The sequence below is a fragment of the Kitasatospora sp. NPDC056731 genome, assembly GCF_040687675.1.
Classification (GTDB): domain Bacteria; phylum Actinomycetota; class Actinomycetes; order Streptomycetales; family Streptomycetaceae; genus Kitasatospora.
In genome coordinates, this window is sequence record NZ_JBFBNR010000001.1 from 516953 (window position 1) to 534937 (window position 17985).

Below are 17985 nucleotides of genomic sequence, written 5' to 3' on the forward strand. Positions count from 1 at the left end.
TGGTGTCGTGGTTTTTACGCTGGTTTCCGGACAAACGGCGACAGCCTATGGGGCCAAAACGGGCGAATACCTCAAGGGAAGCTCAAACTGTCCGATCGTTGCCATCTCGTGTCCGCTTTCCGGGTCACGACAGCCGCAGAAGTCGCCTGGGTCACAGCGGTTGCGGGGGTCGCGAGCGCCGCAGTGGCCACCCGGTCCGCACGGAGAACCCGAGAGAACCTGCGAGCATCCGAGAGGACCCGGAAGAACCCGTGGATGGCGACGGCACGCCGGGAAAAAGAAATTCCCCGCGGGTTCCTTTCGGATCCCACGGGGAATTCGGTTGTGTCCGAGGGGGGACTTGAACCCCCACGCCCGATAAAGGGCACTAGCACCTCAAGCTAGCGCGTCTGCCATTCCGCCACCCGGACAGGGTGTGTGCTTCGGGGTTTTTCTCGCCCCCTCGGCGACAGAGAGAACATTACCAGGGTTCTGGAGTGCTTCTCACCTGCGTTTCCCCGGGTGGGGGGACGTCCGGGTCGGTCGGGGTGGTCGGGCTGGCTGGGATGGGTCGCCACGGTGCGCGAACCCCGGCCGAAGCGGTGGCGAGCGCGAAGGAAACGGTCGACCCCGGCGGCGGCCGCGGTCCGTTCCGGCCGGAAGCGGTCCGACACGGGCAAGTTGTCGACGGTGCCACGGTCCCGGCGGTGCCTCTCCTAGCCTCTGTGGATCGAGGGCGCCATGAGCGGAACGCCTGATTCCCGGGTCGCGGACACTCCCGGGTCGCGGACGAAGGGCGGCTGGACGTGGAGCAGATCAGCGGGGCGGCGAAGGCCGAGCCGAGACGCGCCGGACCGGAGCGCGCACCCGCCGAGCCAAGACGCACCGGGCCGGAACGCGCACCCGCCGGACCGGTCGAGGGCGTGTGGCGCTTCCCGGTGCCGGCCGAGGAGGCCTCGGTGCCGCTGACCCGGCACGCGGTCCGTGACCGCCTGCTGGCCCAGGGGATGGCCGGGGTGCGCTACCAGGAGCTGGTGGACGACGTGCTGCTGATCGTCTCGGAGCTGGTGAGCAACGCGGTGACGCACGCGGCGAAGCTGTCGCCGGAGGTGACGACCGAGCTGGCGGTCCGCCGGGGCTGGGTCCGGGTGTCGGTCGAGGACGGTGACCCGTACCGGCCGAAGGCGCTGGAGAGCGACACCGGGCGGACCGGTGGCCGCGGCCTGCTGCTGGTGAAGAGCGTGACGTTGCAGGCCGGCGGGGTGTGCGACGTGGAGCGGACGGGGGAGGGCGGCAAGGTCATCTGGGCCTCGCTGCCCGTCCCTCCGGAGACCGACGACTGAGCGCCGCGGGCCCGCCGACCGGTCCCGCCCGCCTACCAGTCCCGCCCGGCGATCTCCCGGATCCCCGGCAGCGCCGCCTCGAAGACCGTCTCGAACCACACCGAGAACGGCCGCTCGGCGCGCAGTTCCCGCAGTTCCTGCGCGGTCACGAAGGCGTAGTCGTCCACCTCGTCGGGGTTGGGCTCGACGGGCGCGGTCACCAGCCCGACGAACAGGTGGTTCCACTCCCGCTCGATCAGCCCGGTGGCCTCGTCCGGCAGGTCGTAACGGACCGTACCCGCCTCGCAGAGCAGCGCCGGCGCGATGCCGAGCTCCTCGGCGGTGCGGCGGGCGGCGGCGACGAACGGCGGCTCGTCCGGGTACGGGTGGCCGCAGCAGGTGTTCGACCAGACGCCGGGGGAGTGGTACTTGCCGAGTGCCCGCCGCTGGAGCAGCAGCCGCCCCTGGCGGTCGAAGAGGAAGACCGAGAACGCGCGGTGCAGCCGGCCGGGCTGCTGGTGTGCCCAGTGCTTCTCGGCGGTGCCGGTGGTGACGCCCTCGTCGTCGACCAGTTCCAGCAGGATCTCGGGACCGGTGCCGGCGGTCCCGGTCGAGGCCCCCGGGGCGACCGTCACGTCCGTCTCGACGTCGAGACCGGTGTCGATCTCGGAGTCGAAGTGTGTCGGGTTGGTCGGCAGGCTCTGGGGCATGGGGCCTCTTTCGGGAGGGGGGAGCAACGGAAGCATCGGGGTACGTCCGGTACACCGGGTGCAGCGGACGCAGCGGGGGCACCGGCGCCGGCGTCGGGCTCCAGTCTGCCGTATGGGTGGCGGTGGGGACGGGTCCCACGCACAACCGGGCAGATCATGACCGTCCGCAGGTCGATTCCGGGCACAGATGGGTCCAAGTCGCTCCCGGAAGGGTCATCGGAATAGCAGAATTGTTCGGCATTCGTTCGAGTCGCGTTCGATCGCCGCTTCGCCCCCTCGTTCGATCATCGCCTCGCCCCCGCGTTCGATCACCGCATCGCCACCCTCCCGTCACCTCGCGGCCCCCGGCCGCGTTCGGGTCGGCCGCCCGGGTCGCCTACCATCGCTTACGGCACGGTGCCCGCACTCGCGGCGGCACCGGCGCGCCGATTCGCGGCCCGGCCGGACGGAAAGCCGGTGCCCCGGCACCCCGCGCGCACCGCCCCGCGCACCGCACGACGGATCAGGAGACCCCGCATGATCGGCCTCGTTCTGGCAGCCGGCGCCGGCCGCCGGCTGCGCCCGTACACCGACACCCTGCCCAAGGCGCTGGTGCCGGTCGACGGGGAGCGGACCGTGCTGGACCTCACCCTCGGCAACTTCGCCGAGGTCGGCATCCGCGAGGCCGCGATCGTCGTCGGCTACCGCAAGGAAGCGGTGTACGACCGCAAGGACGCCCTGGAGAGCAAGTACGGCGTCAAGCTCCACCTGGTCGAGAACGACAAGGCCGAGGAGTGGAACAACGCGTACTCGCTCTGGTGCGCCCGTGAGCTCTTCGCCGAGGGCCTGCTGCTGGCCAACGGCGACACCGTGCACCCGGCGTCCGTGCAGCGCACCATGCTGGAGGGCAACCAGCGCCTCGTCGAGGCCGGCACCGCCCCCGGCATCCTGCTGGCCCTCGACACGGTGAAGAAGCTCGCCGACGAGGAGATGAAGGTCGTCGTCGACCCGGCCGCCGGCATGCGCCGCATCACCAAGCTGATGGACCCCACGGAGGCCACCGGCGAGTACATCGGCGTCACCGTGATCAACCCCGCCGCCGCCGTCGACCTGACCGACGCGCTGCGCGCCACCTACGAGCGCGACCCGCAGCTGTACTACGAGGACGGCTACCAGGAGATGGTCAACCGCGGCCTGCGGATCGACGTGCAGCCGATCGGCGAGGTCTCCTGGGTCGAGGTCGACAACCACGACGACCTGGCGAAGGCGCGGGAGATCGCGTGCCAGTACTGACCCGGCTGGTCCCGTCGCCGCTGTTCGTCGAGGTCCGCCCGGGCGCGCTGGACGCGCTCGGCGGCATCCTCGCCGACCAGCGGCTGTCCGCCTCGGGCCGGATCGCGGTGGCGATCAGCAACGGCTCGGGCGCGGCGATGCGCCGGCGCCTGGAGCCGGCCCTGCCCGGCGCCGACTGGTACAACGTCGACGACGGCAGCCTGGACAGCGCGGTGCGCCTGGCCGAGTCGGTGCGCGGCGGACACTACGACGCGATGGTCGGCCTCGGCGGTGGCAAGATCATCGACGCCGCCAAGTACGCCGCCGCCCGGGTCGGCCTGCCGCTGGTCGCGGTCGCCACCAACCTGGCCCACGACGGCATCTGTTCGCCGGTCTCCACGCTCGACAACGACGCCGGGCGCGGCTCCTACGGGGTGCCCAGCCCGATCGGAATCATCGTCGACCTGGACGTGATCCGGCAGGCCCCGCCGCGCTTCGTGGCAGCCGGCATCGGCGACGTGGTCTCCAACATCTCCGCCTGCGCGGACTGGGAGTTGTCGCACGCGGTCACCGGCGAGCCGGTGGACGGACTGGCCGTGGCGATGGCCCGCTCGGCCGGCGAGAACCTGCTGCGGCACCCAGGTAACACTCAGGATCAGGACCTCCTCACGGCCCTCGCGGAAGCCCTGGTACTGTCCGGCATCGCGATGAACATCGCGGGCAGCACCCGGCCTTCCTCGGGTGCCTGCCACGAGATCTCGCATGCTCTGGACGTGCTGTACCCCAAGCGTTCCGCCCAGCACGGCGAACAGGTCGGCCTCGGCGCCGCGTTCGCCAGCTTCCTGCGGGGCGAGCGCGAGCTGACCGGTCTGATCGTGGAGCGCCTGGCGAGCCATGGACTGCCGGTGACCGCAGCTCAGATCGGTTTCACCGAGGCGGAGTTCACCGATGCGGTGCACTACGCTCCGAACACCCGCCCGGGGCGCTTCACCATCCTTGAGCACCTCGACCTCTCCCCCTCAGCAATCAGGGACGCGTACGCCGACTATGTCCAAGCCGTCAACAGCTGACCCCTCCACCACGGGCGCCGAGCGGCCCCCGGTGGACCTGACCCGCCGGCCCTCGATCGAGGAACTGCGCGCGGTGATCCACCCGGAGGGCATGCTCCAGCGCCGCAGCGCCGAGCACTGGGCCGGGCGCCTGTACATGCGGCGGATCTCGCTGCGGATCACCCGCGTGCTCTCCACCGTGACGGCGATCACGCCGAACGGCCTGACGTACCTGATGATGTTCACCGGCGTCCTGGCCGGCGTCGCGCTGGTCGTGCCGGGCATCGCGGGCGCGGTCCTGGGGGCCCTGCTGATCCAGGTCTACCTGCTGCTGGACTGCGTGGACGGCGAGGTGGCCCGCTGGCGCCGGCAGACCTCGCTCACCGGCGTCTACCTGGACCGGGTCGGCCACTACATGTCCGAGGCGGCCCTGCTCACCGGGCTGGGCCTGCGCGCCACCGACCTGCTGCACCGCGAGGGCGGCGGCTCGCACTGGGAGTGGGCGTTCCTGGGCACGCTGGCCGCGCTCGGCGCGATCCTGATCAAGTCCGAGACGGACCTGGTGGACGTGGCCCGGGCTCGCAGCGGCCTGACGGCGGTCGAGGACAGCGCCGCGGTGCCGCGCTCGTCCTCGGTGGCCAAGGCCCGCCGGGCGGCCTCCTTCCTGAAGTTCCACCGCCTGGTCGGCGCGGTCGAGGCCTCGCTGCTGATCCTCGCGGCCGGGATCGCCGACGCCGTCCACGGCGGGCTGTTCTTCACCCGGATCGCGGTGGTGGCGCTGGCGGCGATCGCCATGCTGCAGACCGTGCTGCACCTGCTGAGCATCGTCCTCTCCAGCAGGCTGCGATGAGCGCCCCGACCAGCGCGGAGAGCTTCCGCCTCGGAGCCGTCATCATCACCATGGGCAACCGCCCCGAGGAACTGGCCGCCCTGATCGACTCGGTGCGCGCCCAGGAGGGCGCGGCGGTCGAGCTGGCCGTGGTGGGCCAGGGCGCCGAGCTGCCGCCGCTGCCGGAGGGCGTGCGCAGCGTCGAGCTGCCGGAGAACCTCGGCATCCCGGGTGGGCGCAACGTCGGCATCGAGCTGTTCGGCCGCGACGGCCGGGACGTGGACGCCGTCCTCTTCCTGGACGACGACGGGCACCTGCCGCGCACCGACTCGGCCCGCCTGCTGCGCGAGGCCTTCACCGCCGACCCGGAGCTGGGCATCGTGGCCTTCCGGATCGCCGACCCCGACACCGGCGTGACCCAGCGTCGGCACGTCCCCCGGCTGCGCGCCAGCGACCCGCTGCGCTCGTCCCGGGTGACCACCTTCCTGGGCGGCGCGACCGCCGTGCGCTGCGCGGTGTTCGAGCAGGCCGGGCAGCTGCCCGCGGAGTTCTTCTACGCCCACGAGGAGACCGACCTCGCGTGGCGCGCGGCGGACGCCGGCTGGGCCATCGACTACCGCGCGGACGTGGTGCTGCACCACCCGACGACCTCGCCCGCCCGGCACGCCACCTACTTCCACAACATCGCCCGTAACAGGGTTTGGCTCGCCAGACGGAACCTTCCGGCCCTGTTGGTGCCTCTCTATCTGGGAACCTGGTTCCTGCTGACCCTGGCCCGCCGCCCCTCCTCGGAGGCGCTGAAGGCCTGGTGGGGCGGGTTCCGGGCGGGCTGGCGCGAACCCTGCGGTCCGCGGCGGCCCATGCGATGGCGTACCGTTTGGCGATTGACCAGGCTGGGCCGGCCACCGGTCATCTGATCGAATGATCGATCGCTGCGGCCGGTGGCCACACACCGGCCGGACTCTCCCCGTGATCCAGTGGATCCCCATCGGCGCAAGGCCGGCGGACCCCCGTCGACCGGCCGCCCCGACCGATCCCGCGTGAAGGACGAATGTGTCGACAGTGAGTGAACCCGTCAGCCTCTCATCCCCCAGGGGGGTGGACGCGGGCCTGACCCCCAAGCAGCTTGCGGACAAGTACGGCCTGGCCGTGAGCGGCAAGCGGCCCGGCCTGGTCTCCTACACCAAGCAGCTCTGGGCCCGGCGCCACTTCATCTGGGCCTTCGCCACCGCCCGCCTGGTGGCCCAGTACACCGACGCCAAGCTCGGCCAGCTGTGGCAGGTCGTGACGCCGCTGCTGAACTGCGCGGTGTTCTACCTGGTCTTCGGTGTGATCCTGAAGAGCAAGGACAACTTCCCGCCGGACACCTACATCGCCTGGCTCTGCATCGGTGTCTTCGTCTTCCAGTTCACCCAGAACGCGGTGCAGTCCGGCACCCGGGCGATCGCCGACAACCTCGGGCTGATCCGAGCGCTGCACTTCCCCCGGGCCTCGCTGCCGATCGCGTTCACCGTGATCCAGCTCCAGCAGCTGCTGATCTCGATGGTGGTGCTGGTCGGCACCGTGCTGGTCAGCGGCATCAAGCCGGGCCGGACCTGGCTGCTGATCATCCCGGCCCTGGTGCTGCAGATGATGTTCAACACGGGCATCGCCCTGGTCATGGCGCGGCTCGGCTCCAAGACCAGCGACATCTCCCAGCTGATCCCCTTCGTGATGCGGGCCTGGATGTTCCTGTCCGGCGTGATGTTCAGCATCGAGGACAAGATCAAGGAATGGCCGCACTACATCCAGACGCTGATGGCCCTCAACCCGGCCTCGGTCTACATGGACCTGCTGCGGCACGCCTTCGCGCCGATCATCTACAACCCGCACCAGCCCTCGCACCAGGAACTCCCGCACCACCAGTGGACCTTCGCCATCGGGTGGGCGGTCGTGATGTTCGTGATCGGATACGTCTTCTTCTGGAAGGCCGAGGAGGAGTACGGCCGTGGCTGACGTCGAACTGAGCAAGCTGGACACCATCCGGGACGCGGACGTCGCCCGCGAGCCCACCGTCGTCGTCGACGACGTGCACATCGTCTACCGGGTGCACGGCGCCGGCTCCGGCAAGGGCAGCGCCACCTCGGCGATGAGCCGCATCATCAGCCGCAAGCGCTCCGCGGGCGTGCGCGAGGTGCACGCCGTGCGCGGCGTCAGCTTCACCGCCTACAAGGGCGAGGCGATCGGCCTGATCGGCTCCAACGGCTCCGGCAAGTCGACCATGTTGGCCGCCATCGCGGGCCTGCTGCCGACCGAGAAGGGCGGCATCTACACCAACGGCCAGCCCTCGCTGCTGGGCGTGAACGCGGCGCTGATGAACGAGCTCACCGGTGAGCGCAACGTCATCCTCGGCTGCCTGGCGATGGGCATGGCGCCGGCCGACGTGCGCAGCCGCTACGAGGACATCGTCGAGTTCTCCGGCATCAACGAGAAGGGCGACTTCATCTCTCTGCCGATGCGCACGTACTCCTCCGGCATGGGCGCCCGCCTGCGCTTCGCCATCGCCGCCGCGAAGACCCACGACGTGCTGCTGATCGACGAGGCGCTGGCCACCGGCGACCAGGCGTTCCAGCAGCGCAGCAAGAAGCGGATCGACGAACTGCGCAAGTCCGCCGGTACGGTCTTCCTGGTCAGCCACGACAACAGCTCGATCCGCGAGGTTTGCGAGCGGACGATCTGGATCGAGGCCGGCGAGCTGATCATGGACGGCCCGACCGAAGAGGTCGTCGGCCGCTACGAGCGCGGCGAGCGCCCGTAATAACAAGCCGTCCAGGGGGCCGGTTCCGGGGATTTTCCGGGGCCGGCCCCCTGTTCGTGCGCCCCCGCCGGTGCCCCGGGTGGCCCGCCGCCGCGGGGGTGAGCGCCCCCGTGCGCCGGGCGGGGCGCTCTTCTCCGGCGCGCCCCGTGGTGTCAGGCTGTATGCGCGGGGGCGGTGTGCCGGAGGTGGCGCCCCCGCTCGGACGCGTGTCCGAGTCGGGCCGGTGATGCCCAGCGGTGTAGAACGGGGGAGTGACAGCAGTGTCGGCTTCGGCCCAGCCCAGAGATACGTCGGTGAACCGCTCCGCGGGGGAGACCCTGGACAAGGCGGGCGCGGAGAACTTCCCGGTCGCCCCGTTCTTCCTGCCCGCGGCCTGGCGCGACGACCTGATGGCCGTCTACGGCTACGCCCGGCTGGTCGACGACGCCGGCGACGGCGACCTGGCCGATCCGGCCGCCACCGCCGCCCTGCTCGGGGTCGAGGCCACGCCTCCCGCCACCCCTTCGGCCCAGTCCGGCCCGCCGAGTCCGCAGGAGGTCGCCTTCCGCCTCGCACTGCTGGACGGACTGGAGCGCGATCTCGACCGGGTCTTCGAGGCGGCGCTCCACCCGGGAGCCTCCGAGGGCCCCCGCCACCCGCTGCTGCGCAGCCTCGTCCCGCTGGTCGACCGGCACGGGCTCACCCCGGAGCCGTTCCGCCGCCTGATCGAGGCCAACCGGGTGGACCAGACCACCACCCGCTACGCCGGCTACGACGACCTGATCGGCTACTGCACCCTCTCCGCCGACCCGGTCGGCCGCCTGGTGCTGGCCATCGCCGGTGTCGCCACCCCCGAGCGGATCGAGCTGTCCGACGCGATCTGCAGCGCCCTCCAGGTGGTCGAACACCTTCAGGACGTCGCCGAGGACCTCGCCCACGGGCGGATCTACCTCCCCGCCGAGGACCTCGCCCGGTTCGGCGTCACCGAGGCGGACCTCGCCGCCCCCACCGCCAGTGGCCCGGTGCGCGAGCTGATCGCCTTCGAGGTGCAGCGGGCCCGCACCCTGCTCGACCGCGGCGCGCCATTGGTAGGTACGGTTCGGGGGAGGCTTCGACTGCTCCTGGCGGGATTCACCGCCGGCGGGTACGCGGCCCTGGCGGCCATCGAGGACGCCGGGTACGACGTGCTCGCGCAGCAGGCGAAGCCGGACAAGCGCCGCCTCGCAGCGAAGGCGGCGGCAATCTTCGCGAAGGGAAGGTGAACGCCCGAGTGGCGGCATCACCACTGGCGTCGGCCCAGGTCATGGCGGCGTACCGGTACTGCGAGGCAGTCACCGGACTTCAGGCACGCAACTTCAGCTACGGCATCCGGTTGCTGCCCGAACCCAAGCGGCTGGCCATGTCGGCCCTGTACGCCCTGGCCCGCCGGGTCGACGACATCGGCGACGGGGACCTTCCGTCCGACCGCAAGGCCGAGGCGCTGGTGCGCACCCGGGAACTGGTGGACGAGGTCCGCGCCGGGGTGGTCGCCGAGGACGACACCGACCCGATCAAGGTCGCCCTGGCCGACGCGGCCCGGCGCTTCCCGATCCCGCTCGGCGGCTTCGACGAACTGATCGACGGCGTCGAGATGGACCTCAAGGGCGCCGAGTACCAGACCTACGAGGAACTGAAGGTCTACTGCCGCTGCGTGGCCGGCTCGGTCGGCCGGCTCTCGCTCGGCGTGTACGGCTGCGACGACCCCGAGCGCGGCGCGGGCTACGCGGACACCCTGGGCTTGGCCCTGCAGCTCACCAACATCCTGCGCGACCTGCGCGAGGACGCCCTGAACGGCCGTACCTACCTGCCCGCCGAGGACCTGGCCCGGTTCGGCTGCGAGCAGGGCTTCGCGCTGCCCAGGCCGCCGGTCGGCGCCGACTTCACCGGCCTGGTGGCCTTCGAGGCCGCCCGCGCCCAGGCCGCCTTCGAGGAGGGCCTGCGGCTGCTGCCGATGCTCGACCGCCGCAGCCGGGCCTGCACCGCCGCGATGGCGGGGATCTACCACCGGCTGCTCGGCCGGATCGCCGCCGACCCCGAGTCCGTCCTGCGCGGCCGGGTCTCGCTGCCGGGCTGGGAGAAGGCGTACGTCGCGCTTTCCGGGCTCGCCGGGGGGCGTTCTTGATTCTCACCGCAGTTCTGTCACGCTGTGTCAGCGGGGAATCACAAGCGGGCAGAGCAGTGTTGACCAGGACCGGGCCGGTCACGAGCGTGCCGGCCGGAGCGACCGCCGCAGGGCGGTCCAGCAATCGCGAGGGGGAGGGCCGATGACCGGGCGAGCCGATGCCGCGCGCCCGGCCGCCGTGGTGGTCGGCGGCGGCCTGGCGGGGATCACCGCCGCGCTGCGGCTGGCCGAGGCCGACCACCGGGTCACGCTGGTCGAGGGGCGGCCCAGGCTCGGTGGGCTGGCGTTCTCCTTCCAGCGCGGCGAGCTGACCGTCGACAACGGCCAGCACGTCTACCTGCGCTGCTGCACCGCCTACCGCGGCCTGCTGGAGCGGCTCGGCGCCGCCCGGCTGGTCCACGTACAGGACCGGCTGGACGTCCCGGTGCTCTCCGTCGCCGGGCCGGACGCGGCCCCGGTGCGCACCCTCGGGCGGCTGCGCCGGGCCGGCCTGCCCGTCCCGCTGCACCTGGCCGGCAGCCTCGCCCGCTACCCGCACCTCGGGCCGGCCGACCGCGCCCGGGTGGTCCGCGGCGCGCTGGCGCTCCAGGGCCTGGACCTCGCCGACCCGGCACTGGACGAGATCTCCTTCGGCGAGTGGCTGCGCCGCAACGGGCAGAACGCGAACACCCTCGCCGCCCTCTGGGACCTGGTCGGCGTCGCCACCCTGAACGCCCGGGCCGACCAGGTGTCGCTGGCGCTGGCGGCGATGGTCTTCAAGACCGGCCTGCTCTCCGACCCGGGCGCCTCCGACATCGGCATGGCCGCCGTCCCGCTCGGCGTGATCCACCACGACCGGGCGCTCGCCGAGCTGGAACGCGCCGGCGTGAAGGTGCTGCTGCGCGCCCGCGTGACGGAGCTCAAGCCGGCGGTGCCCCAGCACGCCGTCCATCTGGAAGGCGGCGCGGAGCCGCTCGCCGCCGAGACCGTCGTGCTGGCCGGCGCCCAGGACAGCGCGGCCGCCCTGCTGCCCCCGAACGCCCTCCCCGGCCAGGACCGGCTGGCCGACTTCGGCACCGCGCCGATCCTCAACGTGCACGTGGTCTACGACCGCAAGGTGCTGCGCCGGCCGTTCTTCGCCGCCCTCGGCTCCCCGGTGCAGTGGGTCTTCGACCGCACCGCGCACTCCGGCCTGGCCGGCACCGGGCTCGGCCGGGCCCACCCCGGCGCCCAGTACCTGGCGCTCTCGCAGTCCGCCGTCCAGGACGAGATCGACCTGCCGGTCGCCGAGCTGCGCCGCCGGTACCTGCCGGAGCTGGCCCGGCTGCTCCCGGCCGCCGCCGGGGCCGAGGTGCTGGACTTCTTCGTCACCCGCGAGCGCACCGCCACCTTCGACCCGGCGCCCGGCAGCGCGCTGCTGCGCCCGTCGGCCCGTACGGACGTCCCCGGCCTGCTGCTGGCCGGCGCGTGGACGGCCACCGGCTGGCCCGCGACCATGGAGGGGGCCGTGCGCAGCGGCCACGCCGCGGCCGACGCGGCGCTCGCCGCGGCCGGCAGTCGGCTCCCGGTGGACCGGGGCGACGGGAGGTGGCCCCGGTGACGGCGGGCGCCGCCGGGGACCCCGCCAGAGCCGGCGGGCCTCCCGTCGACCGCACCGGCGGTAACGACACCGGCCGCACCGGCGGCACTGACAGCGGTGACACCGGCACCAGCCGCACCGACCCGAGCCGCATCGACACCGGCCGCATCGACACCGGCCACATCGACACCAGCCGCACCGACAGCGCAAGCACCCGGCCGCCCCGGGCGGTCCGGCACCACGAGGGAGAGGGAACGCACGTGGAGTCACGCACCGGCATCGCCGTCGGAGGCACGGCGCACGCCGAACCGGTCTCGGTGCCGGAGCTGCTGGCCCGCAGCCGCACGCTCTGCACCCCGCCGCTACGGTCCGCCGTCGCCCGTTTGGCCGCACCGATGGACACCGTCGCCGCGTACCACTTCGGCTGGATCGACCGGGACGGCACCCCGGCCAAGGGCGACGGCGGCAAGGCCGTGCGCCCCGCCCTGGCCCTGCTCTCCGCCCGGGCCACCGGCGCCGCCGCCGAGGTCGGCGTGCCGGGCGGGGTCGCGGTTGAACTGGTGCACAACTTCTCCCTGCTCCATGATGATCTGATGGACGGTGACGAGACCCGACGGCACCGGGCCACCGCCTGGACGGTCTTCGGTCCGGCCCAGGCGATCCTGGCCGGCGACGCCCTGGCGACGCTCGGCACGGAGGTGCTGCTCGACGCCGCGGTGACCGGCGGTACGAGCCCCACCGACGCCGCGCGTGCCGTCCGACTGCTCACCACGGCGACCCGCCGACTGATCGACGGCCAGGCCATGGACGTCGCCTTCGAACAGCGCGACAGCGTCACCGTCGCCGAGTGCCTGGAGATGGAGGGCGGCAAGACCGCGGCGCTGCTGGCGGCCGCCTCGGCGATCGGCGCCGTCCTGGCCGGGGCCGACGACAAGGTCTCCGAACCGCTCCAGCGTTACGGCCACCACCTGGGCCTGGCCTTCCAGGCGGTGGACGACCTGCTCGGCATCTGGGGCGCCACCGAGGTCACCGGCAAGCCGCACTGGGGCGATCTGCGCCAGCGCAAGAAGTCCCTGCCGGTCGCCGCCGCGCTGGCCGAGGGCGGCGCGGCCTCGCGCCGGCTCGCCGAGCAGCTGGCCGACCCGAAGGGCCGCGGCGAGGAGGGCGAGCCCGAGCTCGCCGCCCGGGCCGCGCTGATCGAGGAGGCCGGCGGCCGCGCCTGGACCCAGGAGGAAGCCCGCCGCCAGCACACGACTGCCCTCGCCGCCCTGGACGAGGTGCCCATGTCCGACGAGGTGCGCGAGCACTTCGTCGCACTCGCCGAATTCGTGGTGGTACGAGAGAGGTGACGTTACGTTGACAGCAACCGCGGACGGCCGGCTCGACCCTGAGTACGATTCCGAGCCGGTCGCGGTGGGCGACCGCCCCCCGACCCTCCTGGGCGCCGGGCGGTGGCAGCCCGAAGACACCGACCAGCTCCGGCCGGCCGGTGAGGCGGACCTCGGAGCGGCCGACGCGCGGGAGGCACTGGCCCGCGCCACCACCCACCTGCTCTCGCTGCAGAGCTCCGAGGGCTGGTGGAAGGGCGACCTGGAGACCAACGTCACCATGGACGCCGAGGACTTACTGCTGCGGCAGTTCCTCGGGATCCGGACCGAGGACCAGACCAAGGCCACCGCCGAATGGATCCGGTCCCAGCAGCGGGAGGACGGCACCTGGGCCACCTTCCACGGCGGGCCGGCCGAACTGTCCACCACCGTCGAGGCGTACGTCGCCCTCAAACTCGCCGGCGACGACCCCGAGGCCCCGCACATGGTGGCCGCCGCGCGGTACGTCCGCTCCGCCGGGGGCATCGCGGCCGCCCGGGTCTTCACCCGGATCTGGCTCGCGCTCTTCGGCTGGTGGCCCTGGGAACGGCTCCCCGAGATGCCGCCCGAGATCATCTTCCTGCCCAAGTGGCTGCCGCTGAACATCTACGCCTTCGGCTGCTGGGCCCGCCAGACCATCGTCCCGCTGACCGTCGTCTCGGCCCACCGCCCCGTCCGTCCGGCGCCCTTCCCGCTCACCGAGCTGCACACCGACCCGGACCACCCCTACCCGGACCGGCCGCTCGCCCCCGCCACCAGCTGGGACGGCCTCTTCGAGCGCCTCGACAAGGTCCTGCACGCCTACCACCACCGCGCCCTGCGCCCGCTGCGCCGGCTCGCCGTCTCGCAGGCCTGCCGCTGGATCGTTGAACGGCAGGAGGCCGACGGCTGCTGGGGTGGCATCCAGCCGCCCGCCGTGTACTCGCTGATCGCCCTGCACCTGGAGGGCTACGAGCTGGAGCACCCGGTGATGCAGGCCGGACTCTCCTCCTTCGACCGCTTCACCGTGCACACCGAGGACGGCCGGCGCTGGCTGGAGGCCTGCCAGTCCCCGGTCTGGGACACCTGCCTGGCCACCATCGCGCTGGTCGACGCCGGGCTGCCGGCCGACCACCCGGCGCTGGTCTCGGCCGTCGACTGGATGCTCGGCGAGGAGATCCGCAAGGACGGCGACTGGTCCGTCCAGCGGCCCACGCTGGCCCCCGGCGGCTGGGCCTTCGAGTTCGAGAACGACACCTACCCCGACATCGACGACACCGCCGAGGTGGTGCTCGCGCTAGGCCGGGTCGACCACCCCGACCCGGCCAAGGTCGATGCGGCGATGGACCGCGGCGTGCTCTGGAACCTCGGCATGCAGTCCAAGAACGGCGCCTGGGGCGCCTTCGACGTCGACAACACCAGCACGCTGCCCAACAAGCTGCCGTTCTGCGACTTCGGCGAGGTGGTCGACCCGCCGTCCGCCGACGTCACCGCCCACGTGGTGGAGATGCTCGCCGAGACCGGCCGGGCCCGCGACCGGCGCACCCGGCGCGGCGTCGAGTGGCTGCTGCACAACCAGGAGGCGGACGGCTCCTGGTTCGGCCGCTGGGGCACCAACTACATCTACGGCACCGGCTCGGTGCTGCCCGCCCTGGTCGCGGCCGGCGTCCCGGACGAGCACCCGGCGATCCGGCGCGCCGTCCGCTGGCTGGAGGACCGGCAGAACACCGACGGCGGCTGGGGCGAGGACATGCGCTCCTACGAGGACCCGGCCCGCTGGGCCGGCCGCGGTGACTCCACCGCCTCGCAGACCGCATGGGCGCTGATGGCGCTGCTCGCGGCCGGCGAGGGCCCGGACGGCCGGGCCAACCCGGCGGTGGAACACGGCGTGGACTGGCTGGTGCGCACCCAACTGCCCGAGGGCACCTGGGACGAGCCGCAGTTCACCGGCACCGGCTTCCCGTGGGACTTCTCCATCAACTACCACCTGTACCGGCTGGTCTTCCCGGTCACCGCGCTCGGCCGCTACCTGCACGGCAGCCCCGCCCTCGGCCGCCGCAACGGCGACACCCCGGCGATCGGGGCGGCGCGGTGACCACCGCCCCGCTGCTGGTGCTCTGCGCGCTGGGCCCCGAGGTCTGGGCGCTGCGCGGCGGCGACTGGCGCGGCGCGGCCGGCGGGCCGCCGGTGCTGGTGCGCACCGGCATGGGCCGGCGGCGGGCCGCGCTGACCGTCCGCCGGCTGCTCGGCTCCGCCCCCGGCGGCTACGGCGCGGTCGTGGTGGCCGGCTTCGGCGCCGCGGTCGGCCCGGGCGTGCTGCCGGGCGACATCGTGGTCGCCGACGGCGTGCGCGACGCGGAGGGGCACCTGTACCCCGTCGACTCCGGGCCGGAGCTCGCCAGGGCCCTCAAGGAACTCGGCCTGACCGCGCACGCCGGGGTGCACCACACCGCCGACCACGTCGTCCGCGGCCTCGAACGGCGCGCCCTGCACCTCCAGGGCGCGATCGCCGTCGACATGGAGGCCGCCGCCGTGCTGGCCGCGCTGCGGGAACGGCGGCCGACGCTGCCCGCCGCCGTCCTGCGGGTGGTCGTGGACACCCCCGAGCGCGAACTGCTGCGGCCCGGCACCCTCCCGGCCGGGGTGCGTGCCTGGCGGACCCTGCGGGCGGCGGTCCCCGCCCTGGTCGACTGGTACCGGCAGGAGTCCCGGCCCGGCCCCGCGGACCTGAACCACCCCACATCCTCGACGCTCCCCCAGGAGGCGAGCTAGCCATGGCCATGCCGTTGCGCCAGACCGTGCGGGTCGGCACCTACCTCATGCAGCAGAAGCTGCTCAAGCGCCGGGACAAGTTCCCACTGATCGTCGAACTGGAGCCGCTGTTCGCCTGCAACCTCGCCTGTGAGGGCTGTGGCAAGATCCAGCACCCGGCGGGTGTGCTGAAGCAGCGCATGCCGGTGGCCCAGGCGGTCGGCGCGGTCCTGGAGTCGGGTGCCCCGATGGTCTCGATCGCCGGCGGCGAGCCGCTGATGCACCCGCAGATCGACGAGATCGTCCGCCAGCTCGTCGAGCGCCGCAAGTACGTCTTCCTCTGCACCAACGCGCTGCTGATGCGCAAGAAGATGGACAAGTTCAAGCCCTCGCCGTACTTCACCTTCGCCGTGCACATCGACGGCATGCGCGAGCGGCACGACGAGTCGGTGGCCAAGGAGGGCACCTTCGACGAGGCGGTGGCGGCGATCAAGGAGGCCAAGCGGCGCGGCTTCCGGGTCACCACCAACAGCACCTTCTTCAACACCGACACCCCGCAGACCATCATCGAGGTGCTGGACTTCCTCAACGACGAGCTCAAGGTCGACGAGATGATGATCTCCCCGGCCTACGCCTACGAGAAGGCCCCCGACCAGGAGCACTTCCTCGGCGTCGACCAGACCCGGGAGCTCTTCCGCAAGGCCTTCTCCGGCGGCAACCGGAGCCGCTGGCGGCTCAACCACAGCCCGCTCTTCCTGGACTTCCTGGAGGGCAAGGCCGACTTCGAGTGCACCCCCTGGGGCATCCCCAACTACTCGCTGTTCGGCTGGCAGCGGCCCTGCTACCTGATGGCCGACGGCTACGTGCCCACCTACCGCGAACTCGTCGAGAAGACCGACTGGAGCAAGTACGGCCGCGGCAAGGACCCGCGCTGCGCCAACTGCATGGCGCACTGCGGCTACGAGCCGACCGCCGTACTCGCCACCATGGGCTCGCTCAAGGAGTCGCTGCGCGCCATCACCGAGACCATCGGCGCCAACCGCGGCCACTGAGCCGGTCGTTCGACCACGCCACCGCTCCCGAGGACACCCCGTCCGGCCCGGGCCCCGCGCCCGGGCCGGCCCCGCCCCCGCCGGGCGGCGGCACCACCGCGCCACTCCGAGTCGTGAGGTGTACCCATGTCACTGCTCTCCAGCGTCACGTCACCGGCCGAACTGCGAAAGCTTCCGGCGGCCGAACTCCCGCTGCTCGCCGACGAGATCCGCGCGTTCCTGATCGACGCCGTCACCCGCACCGGCGGCCACCTCGGGCCCAACCTCGGCGTGGTCGAGCTGACCATCGCCCTGCACCGGGTCTTCGACTCCCCGTACGACCGGATCGTCTTCGACACCGGCCACCAGAGCTACGTCCACAAACTGCTCACCGGCCGCCACGACTTCTCCCGGCTGCGGATGAAGGGCGGGCTCTCCGGCTACCCCTCGCGCGGCGAGTCCGAACACGACCTGGTCGAGAACTCGCACGCCTCCACCGCCCTGTCCTACGCCGACGGCCTCGCCAAGGCCGCCCGACTGCTCGGCCAGCACGACCGGCACACCGTCGCGGTGATCGGCGACGGCGCGCTCACTGGCGGGCTCGCCTGGGAGGCGCTCAACAACATCGCCGAGGCCCGCGACCGGCCGCTGGTCATCGTCGTCAACGACAACGAGCGTTCCTACGCCAAGACCATCGGCGGCCTCGCCAACCACCTGGCCACCCTGCGCACCACCCAGGGGTACGAACGCTTCCTCGCCCTCGGCAAGGGCGCGCTGCAGCGCACCCCGCTCGTCGGCCAGCCGATCTTCGACGCGCTGCACGGGGCCAAGAAGGGCTTCAAGGACGCCTTCGCGCCCCAGGGCATGTTCGAGGACCTCGGGCTGAAGTACCTCGGGCCGATCGACGGCCACGACCTCGGCGCCGTCGAACAGGCGCTGCGCCAGGCGCGCAACTTCGGCGGCCCCGTCATCGTGCACTGCCTCACCGTCAAGGGGCGCGGCTACCGGCCCGCCGAACAGGACGAGGCCGACCGCTTCCACGCCGTCAACCCGATCGACCCGTACACCTGCCTGCCGATCTCGCCCAGCGGCGGAGTCTCCTGGACCTCGGTGTTCGGCGACGAGCTTATACCCGGTATGCCCTACAGGCTCAAGCCGCGCCCCCTCCCCCGGCGAGCGGGTACCGTCGTGCGGTGTGAGCCAGTTGCGCATCGCCACCTTC

Annotated in this window: 16 protein-coding genes and 1 tRNA gene; 15 read left to right on the plus strand and 2 right to left on the minus strand. The window is 72.4% G+C overall.

Annotated elements, in window-relative coordinates; translation table 11 throughout:
* Positions 1-325 precede the first annotated feature (325 nt).
* Positions 326-410 (minus strand) — tRNA-Leu (locus AB0R04_RS02200).
* Positions 411-902: 492 nt separating this feature from the next.
* Here AB0R04_RS02200 and AB0R04_RS02205 point away from each other — a divergent pair.
* Complete coding sequence (locus AB0R04_RS02205; RefSeq protein WP_063351556.1) at positions 903-1322, plus strand: ATP-binding protein; 420 nt, start codon at positions 903-905, stop codon at positions 1320-1322.
* Between the two features lie 32 nt (positions 1323-1354).
* Here the strand turns inward: AB0R04_RS02205 and idi are convergent, their stop codons facing one another.
* Positions 1355-2011, minus strand: coding sequence for an isopentenyl-diphosphate Delta-isomerase (gene idi, locus AB0R04_RS02210; RefSeq protein ID WP_363367291.1), 657 nt, complete (start codon positions 2009-2011; stop codon positions 1355-1357).
* Positions 2012-2527: 516 nt separating this feature from the next.
* On the opposite strand from idi, the gene AB0R04_RS02215 reads away from it, so the two are divergent.
* From AB0R04_RS02215 to AB0R04_RS02280, 14 genes are all read left to right on the plus strand, one after another.
* The gene (locus AB0R04_RS02215; protein WP_363367292.1) at positions 2528-3283 is read left to right on the plus strand and encodes a phosphocholine cytidylyltransferase family protein; all 756 of its coding nucleotides are present in this window, start codon (positions 2528-2530) and stop codon (positions 3281-3283) included.
* A complete protein-coding gene (locus AB0R04_RS02220; RefSeq protein ID WP_063350092.1) occupies positions 3271-4332 on the plus strand; it encodes an iron-containing alcohol dehydrogenase family protein in 1062 nt (353 codons plus the stop codon). Before AB0R04_RS02215 ends, AB0R04_RS02220 begins: the two co-directional genes overlap by 13 nt.
* 91 nt (positions 4333-4423) lie before the next feature.
* Positions 4424-5161, plus strand: a complete 738-nt coding sequence (locus AB0R04_RS02225) for a CDP-alcohol phosphatidyltransferase family protein (protein WP_063351558.1) — start codon at positions 4424-4426, stop codon at positions 5159-5161.
* Positions 5158-6057: a glycosyltransferase gene (locus tag AB0R04_RS02230; protein WP_063350093.1), complete on the plus strand. Its 900-nt coding sequence runs from the start codon at positions 5158-5160 to the stop codon at positions 6055-6057. Before AB0R04_RS02225 ends, AB0R04_RS02230 begins: the two co-directional genes overlap by 4 nt.
* A gap of 136 nt (positions 6058-6193) precedes the next feature.
* Entirely contained in the window at positions 6194-7135 is a 942-nt protein-coding gene (locus AB0R04_RS02235; RefSeq protein WP_363367295.1) for an ABC transporter permease, read from the plus strand.
* On the plus strand, positions 7128-7937 hold the full coding sequence (locus AB0R04_RS02240) for an ABC transporter ATP-binding protein (protein ID WP_363367297.1): 810 nt from the start codon (positions 7128-7130) through the stop codon (positions 7935-7937). The genes AB0R04_RS02235 and AB0R04_RS02240 overlap by 8 nt, the downstream gene beginning before the upstream one ends.
* Before the next feature lie 293 nt (positions 7938-8230).
* Entirely contained in the window at positions 8231-9178 is a 948-nt protein-coding gene (gene hpnC, locus AB0R04_RS02245) for a squalene synthase HpnC (protein ID WP_363367299.1), read from the plus strand.
* A gap of 41 nt (positions 9179-9219) precedes the next feature.
* Positions 9220-10077: a presqualene diphosphate synthase HpnD gene (gene hpnD, locus AB0R04_RS02250; RefSeq protein WP_063350097.1), complete on the plus strand. Its 858-nt coding sequence runs from the start codon at positions 9220-9222 to the stop codon at positions 10075-10077.
* A 142-nt stretch (positions 10078-10219) separates the two neighbouring features.
* Positions 10220-11656, plus strand: coding sequence for a hydroxysqualene dehydroxylase HpnE (hpnE, locus tag AB0R04_RS02255; protein WP_363367301.1), 1437 nt, complete (start codon positions 10220-10222; stop codon positions 11654-11656).
* Between the two features lie 257 nt (positions 11657-11913).
* Complete coding sequence (locus AB0R04_RS02260; protein WP_063351559.1) at positions 11914-12984, plus strand: polyprenyl synthetase family protein; 1071 nt, start codon at positions 11914-11916, stop codon at positions 12982-12984.
* Between the two features lie 7 nt (positions 12985-12991).
* On the plus strand, positions 12992-15076 hold the full coding sequence (gene shc / locus AB0R04_RS02265; RefSeq protein WP_244293508.1) for a squalene--hopene cyclase: 2085 nt from the start codon (positions 12992-12994) through the stop codon (positions 15074-15076).
* Positions 15073-15753, plus strand: coding sequence for a 1-hydroxy-2-methyl-2-butenyl 4-diphosphate reductase (locus tag AB0R04_RS02270; protein WP_363367303.1), 681 nt, complete (start codon positions 15073-15075; stop codon positions 15751-15753). Before shc ends, AB0R04_RS02270 begins: the two co-directional genes overlap by 4 nt.
* A 2-nt stretch (positions 15754-15755) precedes the next feature.
* On the plus strand, positions 15756-16784 hold the full coding sequence (hpnH, locus tag AB0R04_RS02275) for an adenosyl-hopene transferase HpnH (protein ID WP_363367305.1): 1029 nt from the start codon (positions 15756-15758) through the stop codon (positions 16782-16784).
* A 126-nt stretch (positions 16785-16910) separates the two neighbouring features.
* Positions 16911-17985, plus strand: a 1075-nt coding sequence (locus AB0R04_RS02280) for a 1-deoxy-D-xylulose-5-phosphate synthase N-terminal domain-containing protein (RefSeq protein WP_363367307.1), incomplete at its 3' end; no start/stop codon positions are given.

Excerpts from the sequence above, each read along its gene's own strand:
- idi (WP_363367291.1), bottom strand. The coding sequence starts at position 2,011 with ATGCCCCAGAGCCTGCCGACCAACCCGACACACTTCGACTCCGAGATC.
- AB0R04_RS02215 (WP_363367292.1), top strand. The coding sequence starts at position 2,528 with ATGATCGGCCTCGTTCTGGCAGCCGGCGCCGGCCGCCGGCTGCGCCCG.
- AB0R04_RS02225 (WP_063351558.1), top strand. The coding sequence starts at position 4,424 with ATGCTCCAGCGCCGCAGCGCCGAGCACTGGGCCGGGCGCCTGTACATG.
- AB0R04_RS02230 (WP_063350093.1), top strand. The coding sequence starts at position 5,158 with ATGAGCGCCCCGACCAGCGCGGAGAGCTTCCGCCTCGGAGCCGTCATC.
- hpnD (WP_063350097.1), top strand. The coding sequence starts at position 9,220 with ATGGCGGCGTACCGGTACTGCGAGGCAGTCACCGGACTTCAGGCACGC.
- hpnE (WP_363367301.1), top strand. The coding sequence starts at position 10,220 with ATGACCGGGCGAGCCGATGCCGCGCGCCCGGCCGCCGTGGTGGTCGGC.
- hpnH (WP_363367305.1), top strand. The coding sequence starts at position 15,756 with ATGGCCATGCCGTTGCGCCAGACCGTGCGGGTCGGCACCTACCTCATG.